The sequence below is a fragment of the Chitinophaga agrisoli genome (genome assembly GCF_008386695.1).
GTDB lineage: Bacteria > Bacteroidota > Bacteroidia > Chitinophagales > Chitinophagaceae > Chitinophaga > Chitinophaga agrisoli.
Genome location: NZ_VUOC01000001.1, coordinates 1,029,765 through 1,047,373 on the forward strand (window position 1 = coordinate 1,029,765; position 17,609 = coordinate 1,047,373).

The 17,609-nt window shown below is 49.6% G+C and carries 11 protein-coding genes; 7 read left to right on the forward strand and 4 right to left on the reverse strand.

Features of this window, described 5'->3' with window-relative positions; all coding sequences use genetic code 11:
• Nucleotides 1-2: 2 nt before the first annotated feature.
• Together acs and F0L74_RS04275 are read right to left on the reverse strand one after the other, a co-directional pair.
• Nucleotides 3-1,922: an acetate--CoA ligase gene (acs, locus tag F0L74_RS04270; protein ID WP_149836577.1), complete on the reverse strand. Its 1,920-nt coding sequence runs from the start codon at nucleotides 1,920-1,922 to the stop codon at nucleotides 3-5.
• A gap of 319 nt (nucleotides 1,923-2,241) precedes the next feature.
• Complete coding sequence (locus tag F0L74_RS04275) at nucleotides 2,242-2,535, reverse strand: hypothetical protein (protein ID WP_149836578.1); 294 nt, start codon at nucleotides 2,533-2,535, stop codon at nucleotides 2,242-2,244.
• A gap of 434 nt (nucleotides 2,536-2,969) precedes the next feature.
• Between F0L74_RS04275 and F0L74_RS04280 the strand changes: the two genes are divergently transcribed.
• A complete protein-coding gene (locus tag F0L74_RS04280; protein WP_149836579.1) occupies nucleotides 2,970-3,596 on the forward strand; it encodes a helix-turn-helix transcriptional regulator in 627 nt (208 codons plus the stop codon).
• 215 nt (nucleotides 3,597-3,811) lie between these two features.
• The gene (locus F0L74_RS04285; protein WP_149836580.1) at nucleotides 3,812-4,324 is read left to right on the forward strand and encodes a hypothetical protein; all 513 of its coding nucleotides are present in this window, start codon (nucleotides 3,812-3,814) and stop codon (nucleotides 4,322-4,324) included.
• A 53-nt stretch (nucleotides 4,325-4,377) separates the two neighbouring features.
• Here F0L74_RS04285 and F0L74_RS04290 read toward each other — a convergent pair whose 3' ends face one another.
• Nucleotides 4,378-4,905: a 5' nucleotidase, NT5C type gene (locus tag F0L74_RS04290; protein WP_149836581.1), complete on the reverse strand. Its 528-nt coding sequence runs from the start codon at nucleotides 4,903-4,905 to the stop codon at nucleotides 4,378-4,380.
• 95 nt (nucleotides 4,906-5,000) lie between these two features.
• Between F0L74_RS04290 and F0L74_RS04295 the strand changes: the two genes are divergently transcribed.
• The 3 genes from F0L74_RS04295 (at nucleotide 5,001) to carB (ending at nucleotide 10,245) form a co-directional block, all read left to right on the forward strand.
• The gene (locus F0L74_RS04295; RefSeq protein ID WP_149836582.1) at nucleotides 5,001-5,747 is read left to right on the forward strand and encodes a DeoR/GlpR family DNA-binding transcription regulator; all 747 of its coding nucleotides are present in this window, start codon (nucleotides 5,001-5,003) and stop codon (nucleotides 5,745-5,747) included.
• Between the two features lie 24 nt (nucleotides 5,748-5,771).
• On the forward strand, nucleotides 5,772-6,998 hold the full coding sequence (locus F0L74_RS04300) for an MFS transporter (protein ID WP_149836583.1): 1,227 nt from the start codon (nucleotides 5,772-5,774) through the stop codon (nucleotides 6,996-6,998).
• Between the two features lie 430 nt (nucleotides 6,999-7,428).
• Nucleotides 7,429-10,245 (forward strand): carbamoyl-phosphate synthase large subunit, encoded by a 2,817-nt coding sequence (gene carB, locus F0L74_RS04305; RefSeq protein WP_149836584.1) that lies wholly within the window; start codon nucleotides 7,429-7,431, stop codon nucleotides 10,243-10,245.
• A gap of 72 nt (nucleotides 10,246-10,317) precedes the next feature.
• Here the strand turns inward: carB and F0L74_RS04310 are convergent, their stop codons facing one another.
• The gene (locus F0L74_RS04310; protein WP_149836585.1) at nucleotides 10,318-13,563 is read right to left on the reverse strand and encodes a S41 family peptidase; all 3,246 of its coding nucleotides are present in this window, start codon (nucleotides 13,561-13,563) and stop codon (nucleotides 10,318-10,320) included.
• Between the two features lie 396 nt (nucleotides 13,564-13,959).
• On the opposite strand from F0L74_RS04310, the gene F0L74_RS04315 reads away from it, so the two are divergent.
• Both F0L74_RS04315 and purH read left to right on the forward strand, forming a co-directional pair.
• Nucleotides 13,960-16,053 carry a ComEC/Rec2 family competence protein gene (locus tag F0L74_RS04315; protein WP_149836586.1) on the forward strand — a complete coding sequence of 698 codons (2,094 nt, stop codon included), beginning with the start codon at nucleotides 13,960-13,962 and terminating at the stop codon, nucleotides 16,051-16,053.
• A 12-nt stretch (nucleotides 16,054-16,065) separates the two neighbouring features.
• On the forward strand, nucleotides 16,066-17,580 hold the full coding sequence (gene purH, locus F0L74_RS04320) for a bifunctional phosphoribosylaminoimidazolecarboxamide formyltransferase/IMP cyclohydrolase (protein ID WP_149836587.1): 1,515 nt from the start codon (nucleotides 16,066-16,068) through the stop codon (nucleotides 17,578-17,580).
• Nucleotides 17,581-17,609 lie beyond the last annotated feature (29 nt).

Sequence of the window (17,609 nt, forward strand, 5' to 3'; positions counted from 1 at the left end):
TATCAGAGTTTTCCCTGCTTAATTTCTTCTACCACGGCCGGATCCAGCAGGGTAGAAGTATCGCCCAGGCTATCCAGTTCGCCTTCTGCTATCTTGCGCAGGATGCGGCGCATGATCTTGCCGGAACGCGTTTTTGGGAGGCCGGATACAAACTGGATCTTATCCGGTTTAGCGATGGGCCCAATAATACGGGATACGGTCTGTATAATGTCTTTTTTGGTAAGCTCAGCGTCCTTGCTATTAGTAGGCTTATCGCAGATCACGTAGGCGTAGATGCCCTGCCCTTTAATCTCGTGCGGATAACCTACTACTGCGCTCTCTACTACGCCGGCGTGCATATTAATAGCGTTCTCCACTTCCGCGGTGCCTATACGGTGGCCGCTTACATTCAGCACGTCATCTACGCGGCCGGTAATACGGTAGTAGCCGTCTTCATCGCGCATACAGCCATCGCCTGTAAAGTACAGGTTCTCGTAGGTGGCAAAATAGGTTTTGCGGCAACGCTCATGATCGCCGTAAGTAGTGCGTAACATGCCCGGCCAGGGGAACTTGATACACAGGTTACCGTTTACGCCGTTACCGGTGATCTCTTCGCCTTTTTCATCCACCAGTATGGGTTGCACACCCGGCAGGGGCAGGGTGGCGAATCCTGGTTTTTCTTTGGTGATGCCGGCAATAGGCGTGATCATATGGCCACCGGTCTCTGTTTGCCACCAGGTATCCGCAATGGGGCATTTGCCTTTGCCGATCTGGTCTTTGAACCAGTGCCAGGCCTCTTCATTAATAGGCTCGCCCACGCTGCCCAGTCTTTTCAGGGAGCTAAGGTCTTTATGATTTACCGGACCCAGGCCAAAGCCCATAAGGCTGCGTATGGCAGTGGGGGCCGTATATAATATGTTTACGCGGTATTTATCCGTGATATCCCATAACCTGCCAGCATCCGGCCAGGTAGGCACGCCCTCGAACATAAGGGTGGTGGCGCCGGCGCTGAGGGGGCCGTAGAGGATGTAGCTATGCCCGGTGATCCAGCCGATATCTGCCGTACAGAAGTATACTTCTCCGGGTTGATACTGGAAGGTATTTACAAAGGTGTAATTGGCATATACCATATAGCCGGCGCAGGTGTGCACCACGCCTTTGGGTTTGCCGGTGCTGCCGGATGTGTAAAGGATGAACAGCATATCTTCTGCATCCATTTCCTCTGCTGTGCAGGGCGGATTGCCCATGGTCTCTACCTGCTTTATTTCATCTTCCCACCATACATCGCGGCCTTTAAGCATGCTTACCGGGGTGCGGGTACGGGTACATACGATCACTTTCTTTACGCTGGGGCAGGCCATCAGCGCATCGTCTATCACGGCTTTGAGGGGAATGTCCTTGTTACCACGGAAGGCGCCGTCGCAGGTGATGACCAGGTTACACTCGGCATCCTGTATACGATCTGCAATAGATTGCGCGCTAAAACCGCCAAATACCACGGAGTGGATAGCGCCTACGCGGGCGCAGGCCAGTACGGCAATGGCCAGTTCCGGTATCATGCCCATGTAAATACAGATACGGTCGCCTTTTTTTACGCCATTATTCTTGAGCACATTAGCAAACTGGCATACCTTATTGTAAAGCTCACGGTAAGTGAGAATGCGGTGACGCTCATCCGGATCATTGGGTTCCCATATAATAGCGGGCGTATTGCCCAGGGTGCCCAGGTGGCGGTCCAGGCAGTTTTCTGTAATATTCAGCTTGCCTCCCATGAACCATTTAATGTCTGGTTCCTTGAAATTCCAATCCAGGACCTTATCCCATTTACGGCGCCAGTAGAAATGATCGGCCACATTGGCCCAAAATCCTTCCGGGTCCACCACGCTTTGGTGGTAGGCTTGCTGGTATTCCTCAAAATTGCTGATCTGATACGGGTAGGCCATAGCTACTTATATTTTTGTATTTACGCTGTTCATAAATGGAGAGTAAATTTAATAAAGATAGTTGATAGTAGTTAGTGGCGGGGGAGTAACCACTAGTGGGGAGCGGGCAGGGTAAAGGGCCTGTTGCCGGGCCAGCGGTTTAATTCCGTGATTCATGCAATGGCGGGCTACGCTAATCCCTTACTTCAATCTTTCCTGTACATAGCGGTAAATCACCAGCTCATGTTGTTCTTTGGGTTTGGCCAGCTGCAGGTAACGCCGGTAAAGCATAACTAAATCTTTCAGTAAACGAAAGATTTAGTTATGCGGATTAATGGGCTTAGGAACGCGGCTTTTTGCGATAGACATCACAATAGGTCCAAAGCTCCTGGAATACTTCGTCCAGTACAGCCATGATCTTTTCTCTTTCTGCATTACTCAAAGCGGGTATTATCTTTTTGTCATCGGCGGCGGGTTTGTCTAAACCGCGCATTTTACGATAAAAGGTTGGAATGCTCCAGGAGCATTCTTCGCATACTTTCTCCCGGAAACGGAGCGGAAAGTTGATAAGGTTTGCATGGATATCCTGCAGCATGTTAACGGGTACCGGTGTGTGAGGCACTAACTTCTTCATGGTCATGAAAGTTTTAAGGTTGCTGTCAAAAAAAGTGTTTGATGTTAGCCTTGATAATGGCTACCGATAAATAATAACTGCCTGCTTTCATATCAGCAAATATATTGATAATGCGGCAGGTGTGCTATTTTTTTATAATGATTTTTTCCCCGTTAAATCCAATATCACAGCGGCTTTACAGCCAAAATCACATCGTTACTACGGGTATATTTTTAGTACAGGCACACATGCTTCCGTTTAAAAATTTATTGTTTTAGTATCATTCTTTGCAATCTGATATGTCCGCTTTCCCGTAATTATATCATTAACTGAATTGATCACTATTAAATCTTTATGAAATTTTAATTCACCTAATGAAATAGAAATGATTATATTGTAATAATGATATCATATGAAAAACTGATACGGGTAAAACTGAAAAACTTTATTATACGATGCAGCTAGGGTTAATCCACATGGGCCAGCGCTTAAAGCAGATACTGAAGCAGAGGAAAATAAAGATCGTTGACTTCGCCCGCATGGCCGGCTTTACAAACCAGATAGCACACTACCACTTGCGCAAAAGCGATATGAAGAGATCTACGCTGGAGCGCTTTTGCACTTTAATAGGCATTACGCCGGATGAATTCTATAATTGGAACAGCAAGGTTGTTTCAAAAAACGGCAAGGGCCAGGTAACTACGGTTGCCCACCATGGACAGCGGTTTACGGAGCTGATCGAAGAGAAGGGCCTTAACAAAAGCAAACTGGCCAGGCGTTTAGATATGAGCAGGAGAACCATGTACAACCTGTTTGAGAAACCGGTATTTGATGCTGCGGAACTGGAAACCGTTACCAAGGCGCTGGAGATGACAGAGGCTGCCTTCCTGCATCCCAACACGGCGGAGGAGACGCGCAGCGCCGAGTCTGACGAAATGCTGGCCCTGCGTGAGAAGTATTATAAGCTCCTGGAGGATTATAACCAGCTGCTCCGGCAACACAATGCATTAAAGGAAACTATGGACACCTTTAAGAAGGATATTGTGCAACTACGCAAACAGGCCAGGTCTAAAAAGGTTTGAACAACCAGATCCTCACAATTGATTTCCGGTAATGAACTTGCATTTACAATATTGTAAATGTGGGGTTTGTTATGTAATAATTTGAATCATAATGATATTGCAGAAATAATAGTTATCCGGCGGCGTCTTTTCAGGAAACAATAAGTATTATTTTTATGCAAACCTGATTTTTGAAATAGCCATCCGCATGGTAAGGCTGCAATTGAAATTATTATATGGAAACTAATCCGTTATTCCCCGAGGTATGGCATGTTAGCATGTCTGTAAACAGTGGCGTTAGCCTGTTAACCCGTCCCCGTTATGCACAGATCATTGCCCGGCATTTGAATAAAGGGCATAGGGACGAGATGATCATCACCCGTAGTCATATGCTGTTACCAGATGAGCTGCTACTGCTTGTAGAGCCCAATAGATCCCCGTTGAATGAATGGTTACAGGCTTTTTTATCCGGCAGCGCCGCTGACTTGTGCGAGACCTTGCAAAAGGACACCGATGAACAGCGTAAGGAATGGTTCACCACCTTCCTGAACAAGGATGATAATGCCCCGGCGTTGTTCTGGAAAAATGTACAACAACAACGGGTATCCAGTCTGAAGGAGTATGATGACCTGGAGGCCCGGATGTTATCTGCCCCGGTAAGGGCCGGTTATGTGAATGACCCGGAATTTTATACCTATACCTGGTTTAATAACAGGTCTGGCATACAGTATACCCAACTGGAGGGGTAGCGCTGTTGTTTCAGGACATTGCGCCTGCTACGGAACGCCGGCGCCGGCCACTCCTAATTACCTGCTAACAGCAATGCCCCCACTTCTTCCCAGGTGTTTACGCGTTTATATTCCTGCACGTTCATATTGTGCGGGGCTGTAAACAATAACGGCTCTCCTTTAAAGGTACTCAGGTTCTTTACATGGTCATCGATCATGTAATCCGCGTCTACAATGCGTTTATGGCCACAAAAAACGATCTGCTGCCAGCCAATGAAGGGGAAGTGGTCCTGTAACCAGGCCAGTTTTTCTGAAAGGGACTGCGGGAACTCCATGGCTGCGGATACGATGTATACTTCATGTTGCTCATTCAGTGCTTTGATCACTTCCTGACTGCCGGGTATAACCGGTTTTGTCCGGAAGAAGCCTGGCGTATAAAGGAATTGCCTTACCACGCCATCTAAAGGGAAACCGGTTGTTTCCGGCTTGCCGTTTAAGCTGGTTTTATCCACCTGTACACCATAACGCGCTGCATACCAGTCAATATACTGCTGGGTAGTATCTGCCATAACGCCGTCCATGTCTATTGCAATTCTTGCCATATTCTGCTGTTTTCTGCAAAATTATGCATTTGACACCAACTCTTCTATTAAATTATTGCAAATAATTACATAATATTGCAGAAAATGGCAAGGATATGTTGAAAGAAGAACGCCTGGATTATATTCTGAAGAAGTTAAAGACGGATCAGAAGGTGCTGCAGGCAGAGTTGAGCAATGACCTGCACGTATCAGAAGACACTGTGCGCCGCGACCTGGAGGTACTGGCGCAGAACGGGCTTTTGATAAAGGTGAGGGGAGGCGCTATTCCCCATTCACCGCATCCGTATTCCTTTAAAGAGCGTATTGGCATCCATGAGGATGATAAGCGAACCATTGCAGGCAAGGCGTTGTCTTTTCTGCATGACGGCCAAACGATCATTATGGATGGCGGCACCTCTACCTACATGCTGGTAAAGATGTTCCCCGCCCAGCTGCGGCTAACGGTGATCACCAACAGTGTGCCTATAGCCATGCAGCTGATGGAGCATCCTACTATAGAGGTGATCCTTACCGGCGGGCAGGTATTTAAGAACTCGCAGGTAACCTCTGGTATGGATACCATCCGTATGCTGGAGAAGGTGCGGGCGGATATCTGTTTCCTGGGGGTATGCAGCCTGCACCCAACGGCGGGCATTACCGGTATAGACCTGGGCGAAGCAGAGGTGAAGAGTTGCATGATACAGGCCGGTAACCGGGTGATGGCGCTGGCCACCATTGATAAGATGGGCACCGCAGAGCCGTTTAAAGTATGCGAAATTACAGCGCTGGATACAATTATTACAGACAGGGTAGAGCAGGAGCGTATACAACCGTACCTGGACCTGGGTATAAAAGTGATCTAAGCAAGTGTTATTAATAATTGACTGATGTTGCAGACGTTATCTATCGAGGGCATGGCGCAGAAAAGAGCCGCACGTATAGCCGTAAGTTCCCTGTTCTTTCTAACAGGATTATGCTTTGCCAGCTGGGCTTCCCGGATCCCGGCCATTCAGCAGGCGTTGCACCTTAGCGAGGGGGGCCTTGGCGGCGTATTGCTGGCATTGCCTATTGGATCGGTCATATCTATGCCGGTAGCCGGCTGGCTGGTGGCCCGTTTGGGTAGCCGGCAGGTGGTATTGGTAGCCGGATTCTGCTATGCCCTGGCATTGCCTTTATTGGGGTTGGTGCAGGCGCCCTGGCAGTTGTTTGCCTGTTTGATGTTGTTTGGCTTTATGGGCAATATTGCCAATATTGCTGTAAACACGCAGGCGGTAGCGGTGGAGGCGATGTATGGCCGCGCCATTATGGCCTCTTTTCATGGATTGTGGAGCCTGGCGGGGTTTACCGGCGCCGCTATTGGTGCATTAATGGCTGGCCAGGGAGTGTTGCCCTACCAGCATTTCTTTGTTATTACGGTCATGGCGGCTATTATCATTGCGGTGAGCGCTAAACATATTGTGCAGCACCAGGGTACGAAACCGGCGCCCAAAAAGAAAGCAGAGAATGTGGTAAAAGTGCCGCGGGTACGCATTTATCGCACATGGATAAGGCTCCGGAGCAGATGGTTCTTGTTTATGTCGTTGATAACGCTGGGTATTATTGCTTTCTGCTCAATGATATGCGAGGGAACGATGTTTGACTGGAGCGGGGTATATTTTAAGAAGGTACTGCATGCGCCGGATGGGCGGGCCGGTATTGGTTATGCTGCGTTTATGAGCACCATGGCCTCTTTCCGCTTTGTAGCCGATTGGCTGACCACCCGCCTGGGCGCACGAAAGGTATTGCAGTTAAGCGGTTTGCTTACCGCTACCGGCTTATTGATCGCCGTGCTACTGCCTTATTTTGGTACCGCAATATTTGGCTTCCTGCTGGTAGGCGCTGGCGTATCGTCCGTAGTGCCGCTGGTATACAGCGCGGCAGGGAGGTCAAAGAACCTGTCGCCGGGCGTGGCTCTTGCCGCAGTATCCACCATTGGCTATATGGGCTTTTTATCTGGTCCGCCGCTGATAGGGTTTGTGGCAGAAGCATTTAGCCTGCGTATATCTTTCTCTATTATTGCCCTTATGGGCGCGTGTATTGCCGCTATGGGCAGCAGGTTAAAACAAGAGCAATAGCTGATAGGAATAAATTTAGGTTTAAATAGGGAAGTCCTGACGACGCGAGCCGGGACTTTTTGTTGGCAGATGATTGTGCTATTTGGCTGGGTGGGGCTGCTCCCTTGTTATCATGGCAAAATAAAACCCTGTCAAAAGATAATAGCTACTTATGAATAGGCAATTTATTTCATACAAGAATAACGGACGCCATTGCACTTATACGGCTTTTCATTAATGTCTGTGCCTGTGAGCATTTTTCTACCGGTTGCCGGCATGGGGCAGTCATATGCTAAAAGCGCCGTCATACTGGTTTTGAGGTAGGGTGACCACATGAGCGTCAAAAATTATTACCAACAAATTCTTTGAAACCCTTAATTTTGCACGATTTTTTTTGTCCATCACTGGCATGAAAATCAGCAGGGTTTTTCATTTACAATAGAAATACACAATGCCAAAAGACTCGTCTATCAAATCTGTTCTCATTATCGGTTCTGGTCCTATTATCATTGGTCAGGCGTGCGAATTTGACTATTCCGGTTCCCAGGCTGCCCGTTCATTACGGGAGGAAGGGATCAAGGTGATACTGATCAACTCTAATCCGGCCACTATCATGACGGATCCCATGATGGCAGACAGGGTATACCTGTTGCCGCTGACCGTAGAAAGTATTGAGCAGATACTGGAAGAAAACCAGATAGATGCCGTGCTGCCTACCATGGGTGGACAAACTGCGCTGAACCTCTGTAAAGAGGCGGATGAATTGGGCGTATGGGAAAAATACAATGTGCGCCTGATAGGGGTGGACATTAAAGCCATTAATAAAGCCGAAGACCGGGAGCTGTTCCGCCAGTTCATGATCGAGCTGAACATACCGGTAGCGCCCGCCAGAACGGCCAACTCCTACCTGGAAGGGAAAGAGTTTGCACAGGAGATAGGTTTTCCCCTGGTGATACGCCCCTCCTTTACCCTGGGTGGTACAGGCGGCGGTTTTGTACACGGAAAGGAAGACCTGGACGAAGCGCTGAACCGCGGCTTGCAGGCATCCCCCATCCATGAGGTACTGGTAGAGAAAGCCGTGTTGGGCTGGAAAGAGTTTGAGCTGGAGCTGCTGCGCGATATGAATGATAACGTGGTGATCATCTGTACGGTAGAGAACCTGGATCCCATGGGCGTACATACCGGTGATTCTATTACCGTAGCGCCGGCCATGACGCTGAGCGATACCGCTTTCCAGGACATGCGTAACAAAGCGATGATGATGATGCGCAGCCTGGGTAATTTCTCCGGCGGCTGTAACGTACAGTTTGCGCTGAACCCTGAAAACGAAGAACTGATCGCGATAGAGATCAACCCGCGTGTAAGCCGCTCCTCGGCGCTGGCTTCCAAAGCCACGGGGTATCCCATCGCCAAAATAGCCGCTAAGCTGGCCATTGGTTATACGCTGGATGAGCTGAATAACCAGATCACCGGTAATACCTCTGCCTGCTTTGAGCCGGCACTGGACTATGTGATCGTGAAAGTGCCGCGCTGGAACTTTGACAAATTCAAAGGCGCTGATGAGACCCTGGGCCTGCAGATGAAATCCGTAGGCGAGGTGATGTCCATAGGCCGCACCTTCCCGGAAGCCATCCAGAAAGCCTGTCAGAGCCTGGAGAACGACGCCATTGGCCTGGGTTACTACGGTAAATCCCTGATGAAGAGCGAGCAACTGCTGGAAAGGCTGAAAACGCCTACCTGGGATCGCATCTTCCGTATCAAGGACGCCCTGATGGAAGGGGTATCCGTTAAAACGATCCAACAGCTTACCTTGATAGACCGCTGGTTCCTGTACCAGATCAATGATATTGTGAACCTGGAGAAGCAATTACTGGAGCATGATCTGGAAACCGTAACGCCTGAGCTGCTGCGCGAGGCCAAACAAATGGGCTTCTCTGATAAACAGCTGGCTCACCTGTTTGGTAACTGCGAAGAGGAAGAAGTATATGAAAAGCGGAAGATGCTGGACATCCGCCGTACCTATAAAATGGTGGATACCTGCGCTGCTGAGTTTGAAGCAAAAACGCCTTATTTCTACTCCACTTTTGATACACAGAACGAAAGCATACCCTCTGACAAGAAAAAAGTGATCGTGCTGGGCTCAGGACCTAACCGTATTGGTCAGGGTATTGAGTTTGACTACTGCTGTACACACGGTCTGCAGGCGATACAGGAGTGCGGATACGACGCCATCATGGTCAACTGTAACCCGGAGACCGTATCCACGGATTTTGACATGGCCAACAAGCTGTACTTTGAGCCGGTATTCTGGGAGCACCTGTGGGAGATCATCGAACTGGAGCAACCGGAAGGCGTAATTGTACAGCTGGGCGGACAAACAGCCCTGAAGCTGGCCAAACGCCTGGAAGAAAAAGGGATCCGTATCATAGGCACCTCTTTCGATAATATGGATATTGCCGAAGACCGCGGCCGTTTCTCCGATCTGCTGAAAGAACTGAATATCCCGTATCCTAACTACGGTACCGCCTACGATACAGACGAAGCCATTGAGGTGGCCAAAGAAGTAGGTTACCCGGTACTGGTACGCCCCAGCTATGTACTGGGCGGCCAGCGGATGCGGATCGTGATCAATGAGGAAGAGCTGGAGAAAGCGGTGATCAGCCTGCTGAAACACCTGCCCGGCAATAAGATATTGATCGATCACTTCCTGGATCGTTGCCAGGAGGCGGAGATAGATGGCATCTTTGACGGGGAAGATTTTCACGTAATGGGTGTAATGGAGCATATAGAACCGGCAGGCATCCACAGTGGCGACAGTAACGCCGTGTTACCAGCTTTTAACCTTTCTCCGCTGGAAGTAACCACTATGGAATACATTGCGGAGAAGATAGCCCGTGCGCTGGATATCCGGGGCCTGATCAACATACAGTTTGCCATTAAAGGCGGCAAAGTATATGTGATAGAGGCTAACCCCCGCGCATCCCGCACCACACCGTTCATTGCCAAGGCTTACCAGGTGCCTTACCTGAATATTGCCACCAGGATCATGTTGGGCGCTAACAAGCTGAAGGACTTCAAAATAGAGAAGAAGCTGAGCGGTTTTGCCATCAAGGAACCGGTGTTCTCCTTTAATAAGTTCCCGGGTGTGAACAAGGAGCTGGGCCCTGAAATGAAATCTACCGGAGAGGCGATCCGCTTTATCAAAGACCTGCGGGATCCTTACTTCCGCCAGTTGTATAAAGAGAAGAGCATGTACCTGAGTAAGTAAAAAGTAACAAAGTAGATAAAGAAGGGGATGTATCCAGACGGATGCATCCCCTTTCTGTTATGGTAGGTTCTTTTATTTAGCTCTTACCGGGTCTTTAGGCCGCTGTACCGGTGCGGCGGGTTTTAATTCCTTCATCACCAGTTCCACGGCTTTTTCAAGTTGGGGGTCCTTGCCTGCGATCACGTCTGCCGGCGTCATTTCTACTTCCGCATCCGGCGATACGCCTTCGTTCTCAATGATCCATTTACCATCCTTGCTAAAGATGCCCAGGCGGGGAGCGGTGGTATAACCGCCATCCATGAGCACGGGATAGTTATAGATGCCCACCAGTATACCCATGGTGGTGGTGCCAACCAGGGGACCCAGTTTCTTTTCCCGGAACATAAAAGGCATCAGATCGCCGCCGGAGCCGGCATACCCATTGGTGATCATGGCTTTGGGGCCAAAGATGGCATTGCCCGGGGTGGTTTGGGGTTTGCCATCGCGGGTGGCCCAGTAGTTCAACAGATCGCGGTTGAGCAGGTCTATTACATAGTCTGCCGCGGATCCGCCGCCATTAAAGCGCTCATCCAGGATCACGCCTTTTTTATCCAGCTGGGAAAAATAGTAACGGTTAAAGAAAGTGTAACCATCGCCGCCGGTGTTGGGCATGTATACATAGGCCAGCTGTCCGTTACTCAGGCGGTCTACCTTTTGGCGGTTATCTTCTATCCAGGCCATATTACGCAGGTTGCCTTCACTGCTTACGGGAATTACCGTGTATTCCTTTGCTCCGGCAGTGGTGGGCTGGCTATTGACCAGTATACGTACCTGCCGGCCGGCGGTGTTCTGGAACAGGCTGTATACATTATCTTTTGCATCCAGCACCTGGCCATCTACCGCCAGTAAATAATCACCTTCCTTTACCTGTATACCGGGCTGGGTGAGCGGGGCCTGGAACTGCGGGTTCCAGTTAAGGCCGGAGTATATTTTATGGAAGCGGTAATGGCCGTTTTCAATGCTGTAGTCAGCGCCCAGTAAGCCTACATTTACTGATACGGGGGTGGGGGCGTCGCCCAGGCCTACATAGTTGTGGCCTATAACCAGCTCGCTCATCATTTCATTAAAAAGGTAGTTCAGGTCTTCGCGATGGCTTACATAGGGCAGGAATTTTTCGTACCTGGCTTTCACCGCTTTCCAGTCCGCGCCATGCATATTGGATACGTAAAAGAAATCGCGTTCTATGCGCCATAACTCGTTAAACATCTGTTTCCATTCCACAACGGGGTCTGTCCATACGCGGATGCCGCTGGTGTTCAGCTTTCCTTCCCCTATCGTGGATTTACCGTTTACGCCAACTATGCCCAGTGTGCTGCCGCTGGCGTACAGCAGCTTTTTGCCGTCGCTGCTGATGGCATAGTTGTTTACGGTGTTCATGACCACATCGGTCTTATGTTTGGTTATATCGTAACTGTGCAGGTTGCCGCCTTCCAGGAAAAAAAGTTTGTTATCTACGCCGGCATTGAGGCGGCTATAGCCTTTACCGGGCAATGCCAGGGCAACAATGCGTTGCTCAATACCGGGCAGGTCAATGCGGATCTGCTTGTCTTTGTCTTTATCCTTGTCCTTGCCGGCTTTTGCGCTGTCTGCGGATGGTTTAGGAGGGGAGGGCGTTTCTCCTTTTACCGTTTCCTCATCACTTTCCGGCGCCAGCAGGGAGGGGGCGTCATTGGCCAATACTACCGCATAGATATTACGTACCGTGTTGCGCTCATAATTGCTCATATCCAGCCAGCCCGTATTTAACGCGTAGTTGGTACTGGCCGTAAAGAAGAGGTATTTGCCATCGCGGCTAAAGGCAGGCTCAGTTGCCTCGCTGCGGCCGTCTGTTACCTGGTGGGTCTTACCGGCTGTTACATCATACAGGAAAATAGCGCGCAGCGCATTGTCCAATCGTTTGTGATAAGTAACCCAGCGGGAGTCGCGGCTCCAGCTGGCGGCAAATGATTGATCCGGCCGGTCGTAGGTATCTTCATCTATCTGGGTGGATCTTTTGCTGTCAATATCTATGTAGAAGAGGCGCAGGTGTTTATCGTAGTACAGGATCTTCTTACTGTCTGGCGACCATACGGGCTCGTAGTAGAAGTCCGGCGCCCCCAAGGAGATAGTAACGGGCGGCAGCGTGGCTTTCTGGTCGCGGAGTTGTAAGGCGTATTCCCCGTTTGCATCAGAGAAATAGGCTACCCATTTGCCATCCGGCGACCAGGCGGGATCTCTTTCATTTGCGCCGGTGGTATTGGTGAGGTTACGGATATCGCCTTTTTCAGCGGGCAGGGTCAGGATCTCGCCACGGTATTCCACTACGGCGCGTGCGCCGGTGGGGGAGATGGCCAGGTGGCGGAAGCCTGCGTTATCGGTGGCCCAATGTGGCCTTTTATAGGGCAGGTCTGCCTCCAGGGTTATCTGGAGATCTTTTGCCTGGCGACTATTGTTGTCCCATATATGCAGGCGGCCGGCCTGTTCGTATACCAGGCTGCTACCGTCTGAGAACAGGTTTTTTACATCGTAATCCTTGTGGGAGGTGATCTGGATAACCTGTTTATCTGCCGGTTGGTACCGGAATACATTCATCGTACCGTTACGGTCGCTCAGGAAGTACACATCATTGCCCAGCCATACCGGCCGGGTATTGTTAGATGCAGCTGCCGGGATCTCTGTAATGGCAAAGGTTTGATTATTGAAGATCCAGATCCTGGGCATATTGCCGCCACGGTAATGTTTAAAGGGGCGGTATACGCCGGCCCGTTCGGTAGGGTCCGGGCTTTTGATATAAGCGGTGTACTTACCATCCGGCGAGATGTTACCCTGGTGGGCTTCCGGCATTTGCAGGGCCTGCGGCAGGCCGCCATCTACCGGTACTTCGAACAGCTTCTGAAAACGTGTGGTGTAAGACTCACGGGTAGAGGCAAACAGGATCCTGTCATTACCATGCCAGCCCCGTACAATGTCTGCAGAGGGATGGAAGGTGATACGGCGCGGCATGCCGCCGGTCACCGCTACTACATACACATCCGTGTTGCCATCATAATTACCGCTAAAGGCAATCCATTTACCATCCGGGGAAAGCATGGGATCTGCCTCTACATCAGGATTTACGGTAATACGCTGGGGGTGCGCGCCATCCTTGTCTGCCAGCCAAATATCGCCTGCGTAGGCAAAAGCGATCTTATCGTGACTGATGGAAGGGGATCTTAGTAAAAGGGTTTGCTGTTGTTGTGCCGTGGAATTGCCGGCAAGCGCAAAACCTGCCAGTAAAAGTGCAAGGGATCTACAGAGCATAGAGAAAAATTGAGGTTACGTAATATAGGCATTAAGCGCTATAAAAAAATCAGAGCCTGATAAAGATCAGGCTCTTTCTTTTCCCTCAAAATAACCATTAAAGACACGACTATTTACAAATAAAATAGCGTGACCGGTAATGCATTTTACTATAAATATTATAATTTAAAAAGATGTTAACTAATCAATAACAGAATAAAAAATAAATAATTCTTAATTTATTAATTATCACCATAGATAATATTATTATTTACTTCATATGTTAACGCATTTTTGGCTCGTTAACTCATTTTTCATCTTTTTGCAGCGATTGCGGTTGACATTTTTTAGCAGTGATGTTAACGTTTGATAAACCATTTTTATCATGTGAGCCGGTTAAATTTGCCCTCTTTAAAAATGTCTAAAAACCAGTTTTGTAACCCGTTGAAAGCAACACCTTTTCTTCGCTTAGTTATTCCGTTAGCCGCTGGTATCTGTTTACAGATCCATTGCGCCGTTTCCTGGCCCTATTGGGTTGGGGTAGCCTTATTATTATTGGCAGGCTTGTATGCCTGGCGCTTGCTGCCGCCAGCGCGGCAATATGTGTTAAATGGCTGGCGGGGCATGTTATTATACTTATTGTTGTTTTGCGCTGGCGGGCTGTTAGTGCCGCTGAAGGATATCCGGCGGCAACCTGGCTACTTTGGCAACCGGTTGCAAAGTGCGGATACATTGCTGGTGACGCTGCAGGAGCCGCTACAGGAAAGAGCCCGTAGCGATAAGACGGTAGCGGCGGTGGAAGCTGTGCTGCTTAATGACCGTTTGATAGCGGTACAGGGGAATTTGTTATTGTACCTGCAGCGGGATACGACTAACCGGGTGTTACAATGCGGAGATAGGGTATGGATCTGCGGAACGCGGCAGCCTGTTAGCAATAGCGGTAACCCCGGCGCTTTCGACTACCGCCGGTACTGTGCCAACCGGCAGGTTTTTCACCAGGCATATATAAGGGCCGGTCACTGGAAAAAGGCATCCCGGCAGCATGGGCATTTCATAGCTAAATGGTTGTTACAGGCCCGGGCCTGGTGTTTACATACCCTGCAGCGGTACATGGGCGAGGGACCGGAGAGCGCGCTGGCAGCTGCGCTGTTGATAGGCTACCGCTATGATCTGGACCGGGACATGGTGCAGGCCTATACCAATGCGGGAGTGGTACATATTATTGCTATTTCCGGCATGCATCTGGCGCTAATCTATGGCTCTTTAATATGGCTGCTGCAATGGTTGCCTCCGCGCCGTTTGGCCAATCTGTTAAAGGCCGCTATTATCATCAGCATCTTATGGGGCTTTGCATTGGTCACCGGGGCTGCCGCTTCTATATTGCGGGCAGCAGTTATGTTCAGCGTACTGGCTATAGGGCAGTTTGTGCTGGACCGTTATACCAATATGTATAATAGCCTGGCCGCATCTGCTTTCCTATTGTTGTGCTATGATCCATGGTTATTGCTGGACGCCGGTTTTCAGCTTTCTTACCTGGCGGTGCTAAGCTTATTGCTTTGTTACCGGCCATTGTATGATCTTTGGCATATTCCCAACAAATGGCTGAATAAACTATGGGCGGCGGTGGCTTTGACGCTGGCTGCGCAGCTGTTTACCCTGCCGGTTTGCCTGTATTATTTTCACCAGTTCCCCAACCTGTTCCTGCCTGCCAACCTGCTGATAGTGGCGTTATCCACCATCATACTCTATGGGCTTATCCTGCTATTGCTGTTGGCGCCCATACCGGTGGCGGCCCATTATACCGGTATAGCTGCCAGGGGAATGATCACCGCTATGAATCGTATGGTATCATTTATTGAGGGTTTACCTTATGCGGTAACGGATAATATTTATTTGCCGTTATATGGCGCCATTTGCGCTTATGTGATGATGGGGGCGCTGGCGGCAGCCTGGCTGGCTAAATGGAAAGGCGGGTGCTGGTTAGCCCTCTGTGCCGCACTATGCTGGGCTGTTATGGATGTTGGCGCCCGGCTACAAATACAGCAGCGGCGGCAGGTTATTATTTATAACGTACCTGGTTATACGGCTATTGATATACTAAAGGGGCATGCGGTGCAGTTTGCGGGAGATACCGCGGTACCGCGTACGCCAGCCCTGCGGCAAAGGTACCTGCAACCCGCCCGTTTGATAAACCGCAGCAGGGAGCATGATATTGAATGTTTTACAAAAAAGGGCGCTTTTATTAGCCTGGGCAGCAAAAGGCTGGTGGTGGTAGACAGCAGCTGGCATGCCTGCAGGCCGGTAAAAAAAATCCAGGTGGACTATATATTATTGTCTCACCGTCCTAAGCTGGCTATCAGTCAATTAAAAGATATGTTTACCTGTAAGATGATCATTTTTGACGCTTCCAATCCATTCTGGCAGATACAACGGTGGAAAAATGACTGCAGCGCCCTAACTTTGCGCTGCTTTTCGGTCCCTGACCAGGGAGCCTATCTTATTAATTTCTAATGTTTTCCATTCATGCAAAAGCAAATTAAATCAGCACTGATCTCCGTTTTCTATAAAGATAACCTGGAGAACATCGTGAAACAATTGGGTGAACAGGGAGTAACGATCTACTCCACCGGCGGTACGCAAAAGTTTATAGAAGAGCAGGGCGTGAAATGTGTAGCCGTAGAAGACCTGACTGCTTACCCCTCTATACTGGGCGGCCGGGTAAAGACACTGCACCCAAAGGTATTTGGCGGCATACTGGCCCGTCGTGGTAACAACCAGGACCTGGAGCAGCTGCAGGAATACGGTATTCCGGAAATAGACCTGGTGATAGTGGACCTGTATCCTTTTGAGGAAACTGTGAAAAGCACTACCGATGAGCAAACCATCATCGAGAAGATAGATATTGGCGGCGTATCCCTGATACGTGCTGCCGGCAAGAACTACAAAGATGTAGTGATCGTAGCGTCCAAAGATCAGTATGCAGACCTGGAAAAGGTACTGGTAGAAAATAAAGGCGCCACCGCTATAGAAGACCGCCGCCGTTTTGCTGCCAAAGCATTTGAGGTATGCGCGCACTATGATGTAGCCATTGCACAATATTTCCTGAATAATGAGCCGCAGCAATACTTCCAGGTATCATCGCCCCAGGGCCAGGTAATGCGTTACGGAGAAAACCCGCATCAGCGCGGCGTATTCTATGGCAACCTGGATGAGCTGTTCAATAAGCTGCATGGTAAGGAGCTTTCTTACAATAACCTGGTGGATGTTGATGCTGCCTGCCAGCTGGTACAGGAGTTTAAGGAAACCACTTTTGCGGTGATCAAACATACCAATGTATGCGGTATTGCCAGCAGGCCTACTTTAAAAGCTGCCTGGGAAGCTGCCCTGGCGGGTGACAAGGAAAGCGCTTTTGGCGGCGTACTGGCCTGCAATGCGGTGATAGACAAAGCCACCGCGGAATCTATCAGCGAGATCTTTTTTGAGATATTGATCGCCCCCGGTTTTGACGCAGACGCGCTGGAAGTGCTGATGGCCAAAAAGAACCGGATCCTGCTGCAGCAGAAACAACCGGTGCAGCAACCTTATGTATATAAGAACGTACTGAACGGGGTGCTGATGCAGGACAGCGACAGCGTGAACTATAAGGACTGGAACGATGTAGGCGCCAGACCCGCTACCGCAACAGAAAAGGCCGACCTGGAGTTTGCCAACCTGGTATGTAAGCACCTGAAATCAAACGCCATTGCACTGGTAAAGGATAAACAGCTGATAGGCAAAGGTTGCGGCCAGACTTCCCGTATAGACGCCCTGCGTCATGCCATTGAAAAGGCCGGCCAGTTTAATTTTGATCTAAAGGGCGCCGCTATGGCATCCGATGCTTTCTTCCCCTTTAATGACTGTGTAAGCATTGCCCACGAAGCAGGTATTACCACAGTAATACAGCCTGGTGGCTCCGTACGGGATAATGACTCCGTTGAGTTCTGCAAACAGCATGATATGGTGATGGTGATGACGGGGATCCGCCATTTCAAGCACTGATCAACATACATTCTTCCATAAAACAGACG

What these genes read in the sequence shown, in the direction of transcription:
- acs (WP_149836577.1), bottom strand. Translation starts at nt 1,922, where the DNA reads ATGGCCTACCCGTATCAGATCAGCAATTTTGAGGAATACCAGCAAGCC.
- F0L74_RS04275 (WP_149836578.1), bottom strand. Translation starts at nt 2,535, where the DNA reads ATGAAGAAGTTAGTGCCTCACACACCGGTACCCGTTAACATGCTGCAG.
- F0L74_RS04280 (WP_149836579.1), top strand. Translation starts at nt 2,970, where the DNA reads ATGCAGCTAGGGTTAATCCACATGGGCCAGCGCTTAAAGCAGATACTG.
- F0L74_RS04285 (WP_149836580.1), top strand. Translation starts at nt 3,812, where the DNA reads ATGGAAACTAATCCGTTATTCCCCGAGGTATGGCATGTTAGCATGTCT.
- F0L74_RS04290 (WP_149836581.1), bottom strand. Translation starts at nt 4,905, where the DNA reads ATGGCAAGAATTGCAATAGACATGGACGGCGTTATGGCAGATACTACC.
- F0L74_RS04295 (WP_149836582.1), top strand. Translation starts at nt 5,001, where the DNA reads ATGTTGAAAGAAGAACGCCTGGATTATATTCTGAAGAAGTTAAAGACG.
- F0L74_RS04300 (WP_149836583.1), top strand. Translation starts at nt 5,772, where the DNA reads ATGTTGCAGACGTTATCTATCGAGGGCATGGCGCAGAAAAGAGCCGCA.
- carB (WP_149836584.1), top strand. Translation starts at nt 7,429, where the DNA reads ATGCCAAAAGACTCGTCTATCAAATCTGTTCTCATTATCGGTTCTGGT.
- F0L74_RS04310 (WP_149836585.1), bottom strand. Translation starts at nt 13,563, where the DNA reads ATGCTCTGTAGATCCCTTGCACTTTTACTGGCAGGTTTTGCGCTTGCC.
- F0L74_RS04315 (WP_149836586.1), top strand. Translation starts at nt 13,960, where the DNA reads ATGTCTAAAAACCAGTTTTGTAACCCGTTGAAAGCAACACCTTTTCTT.
- purH (WP_149836587.1), top strand. Translation starts at nt 16,066, where the DNA reads ATGCAAAAGCAAATTAAATCAGCACTGATCTCCGTTTTCTATAAAGAT.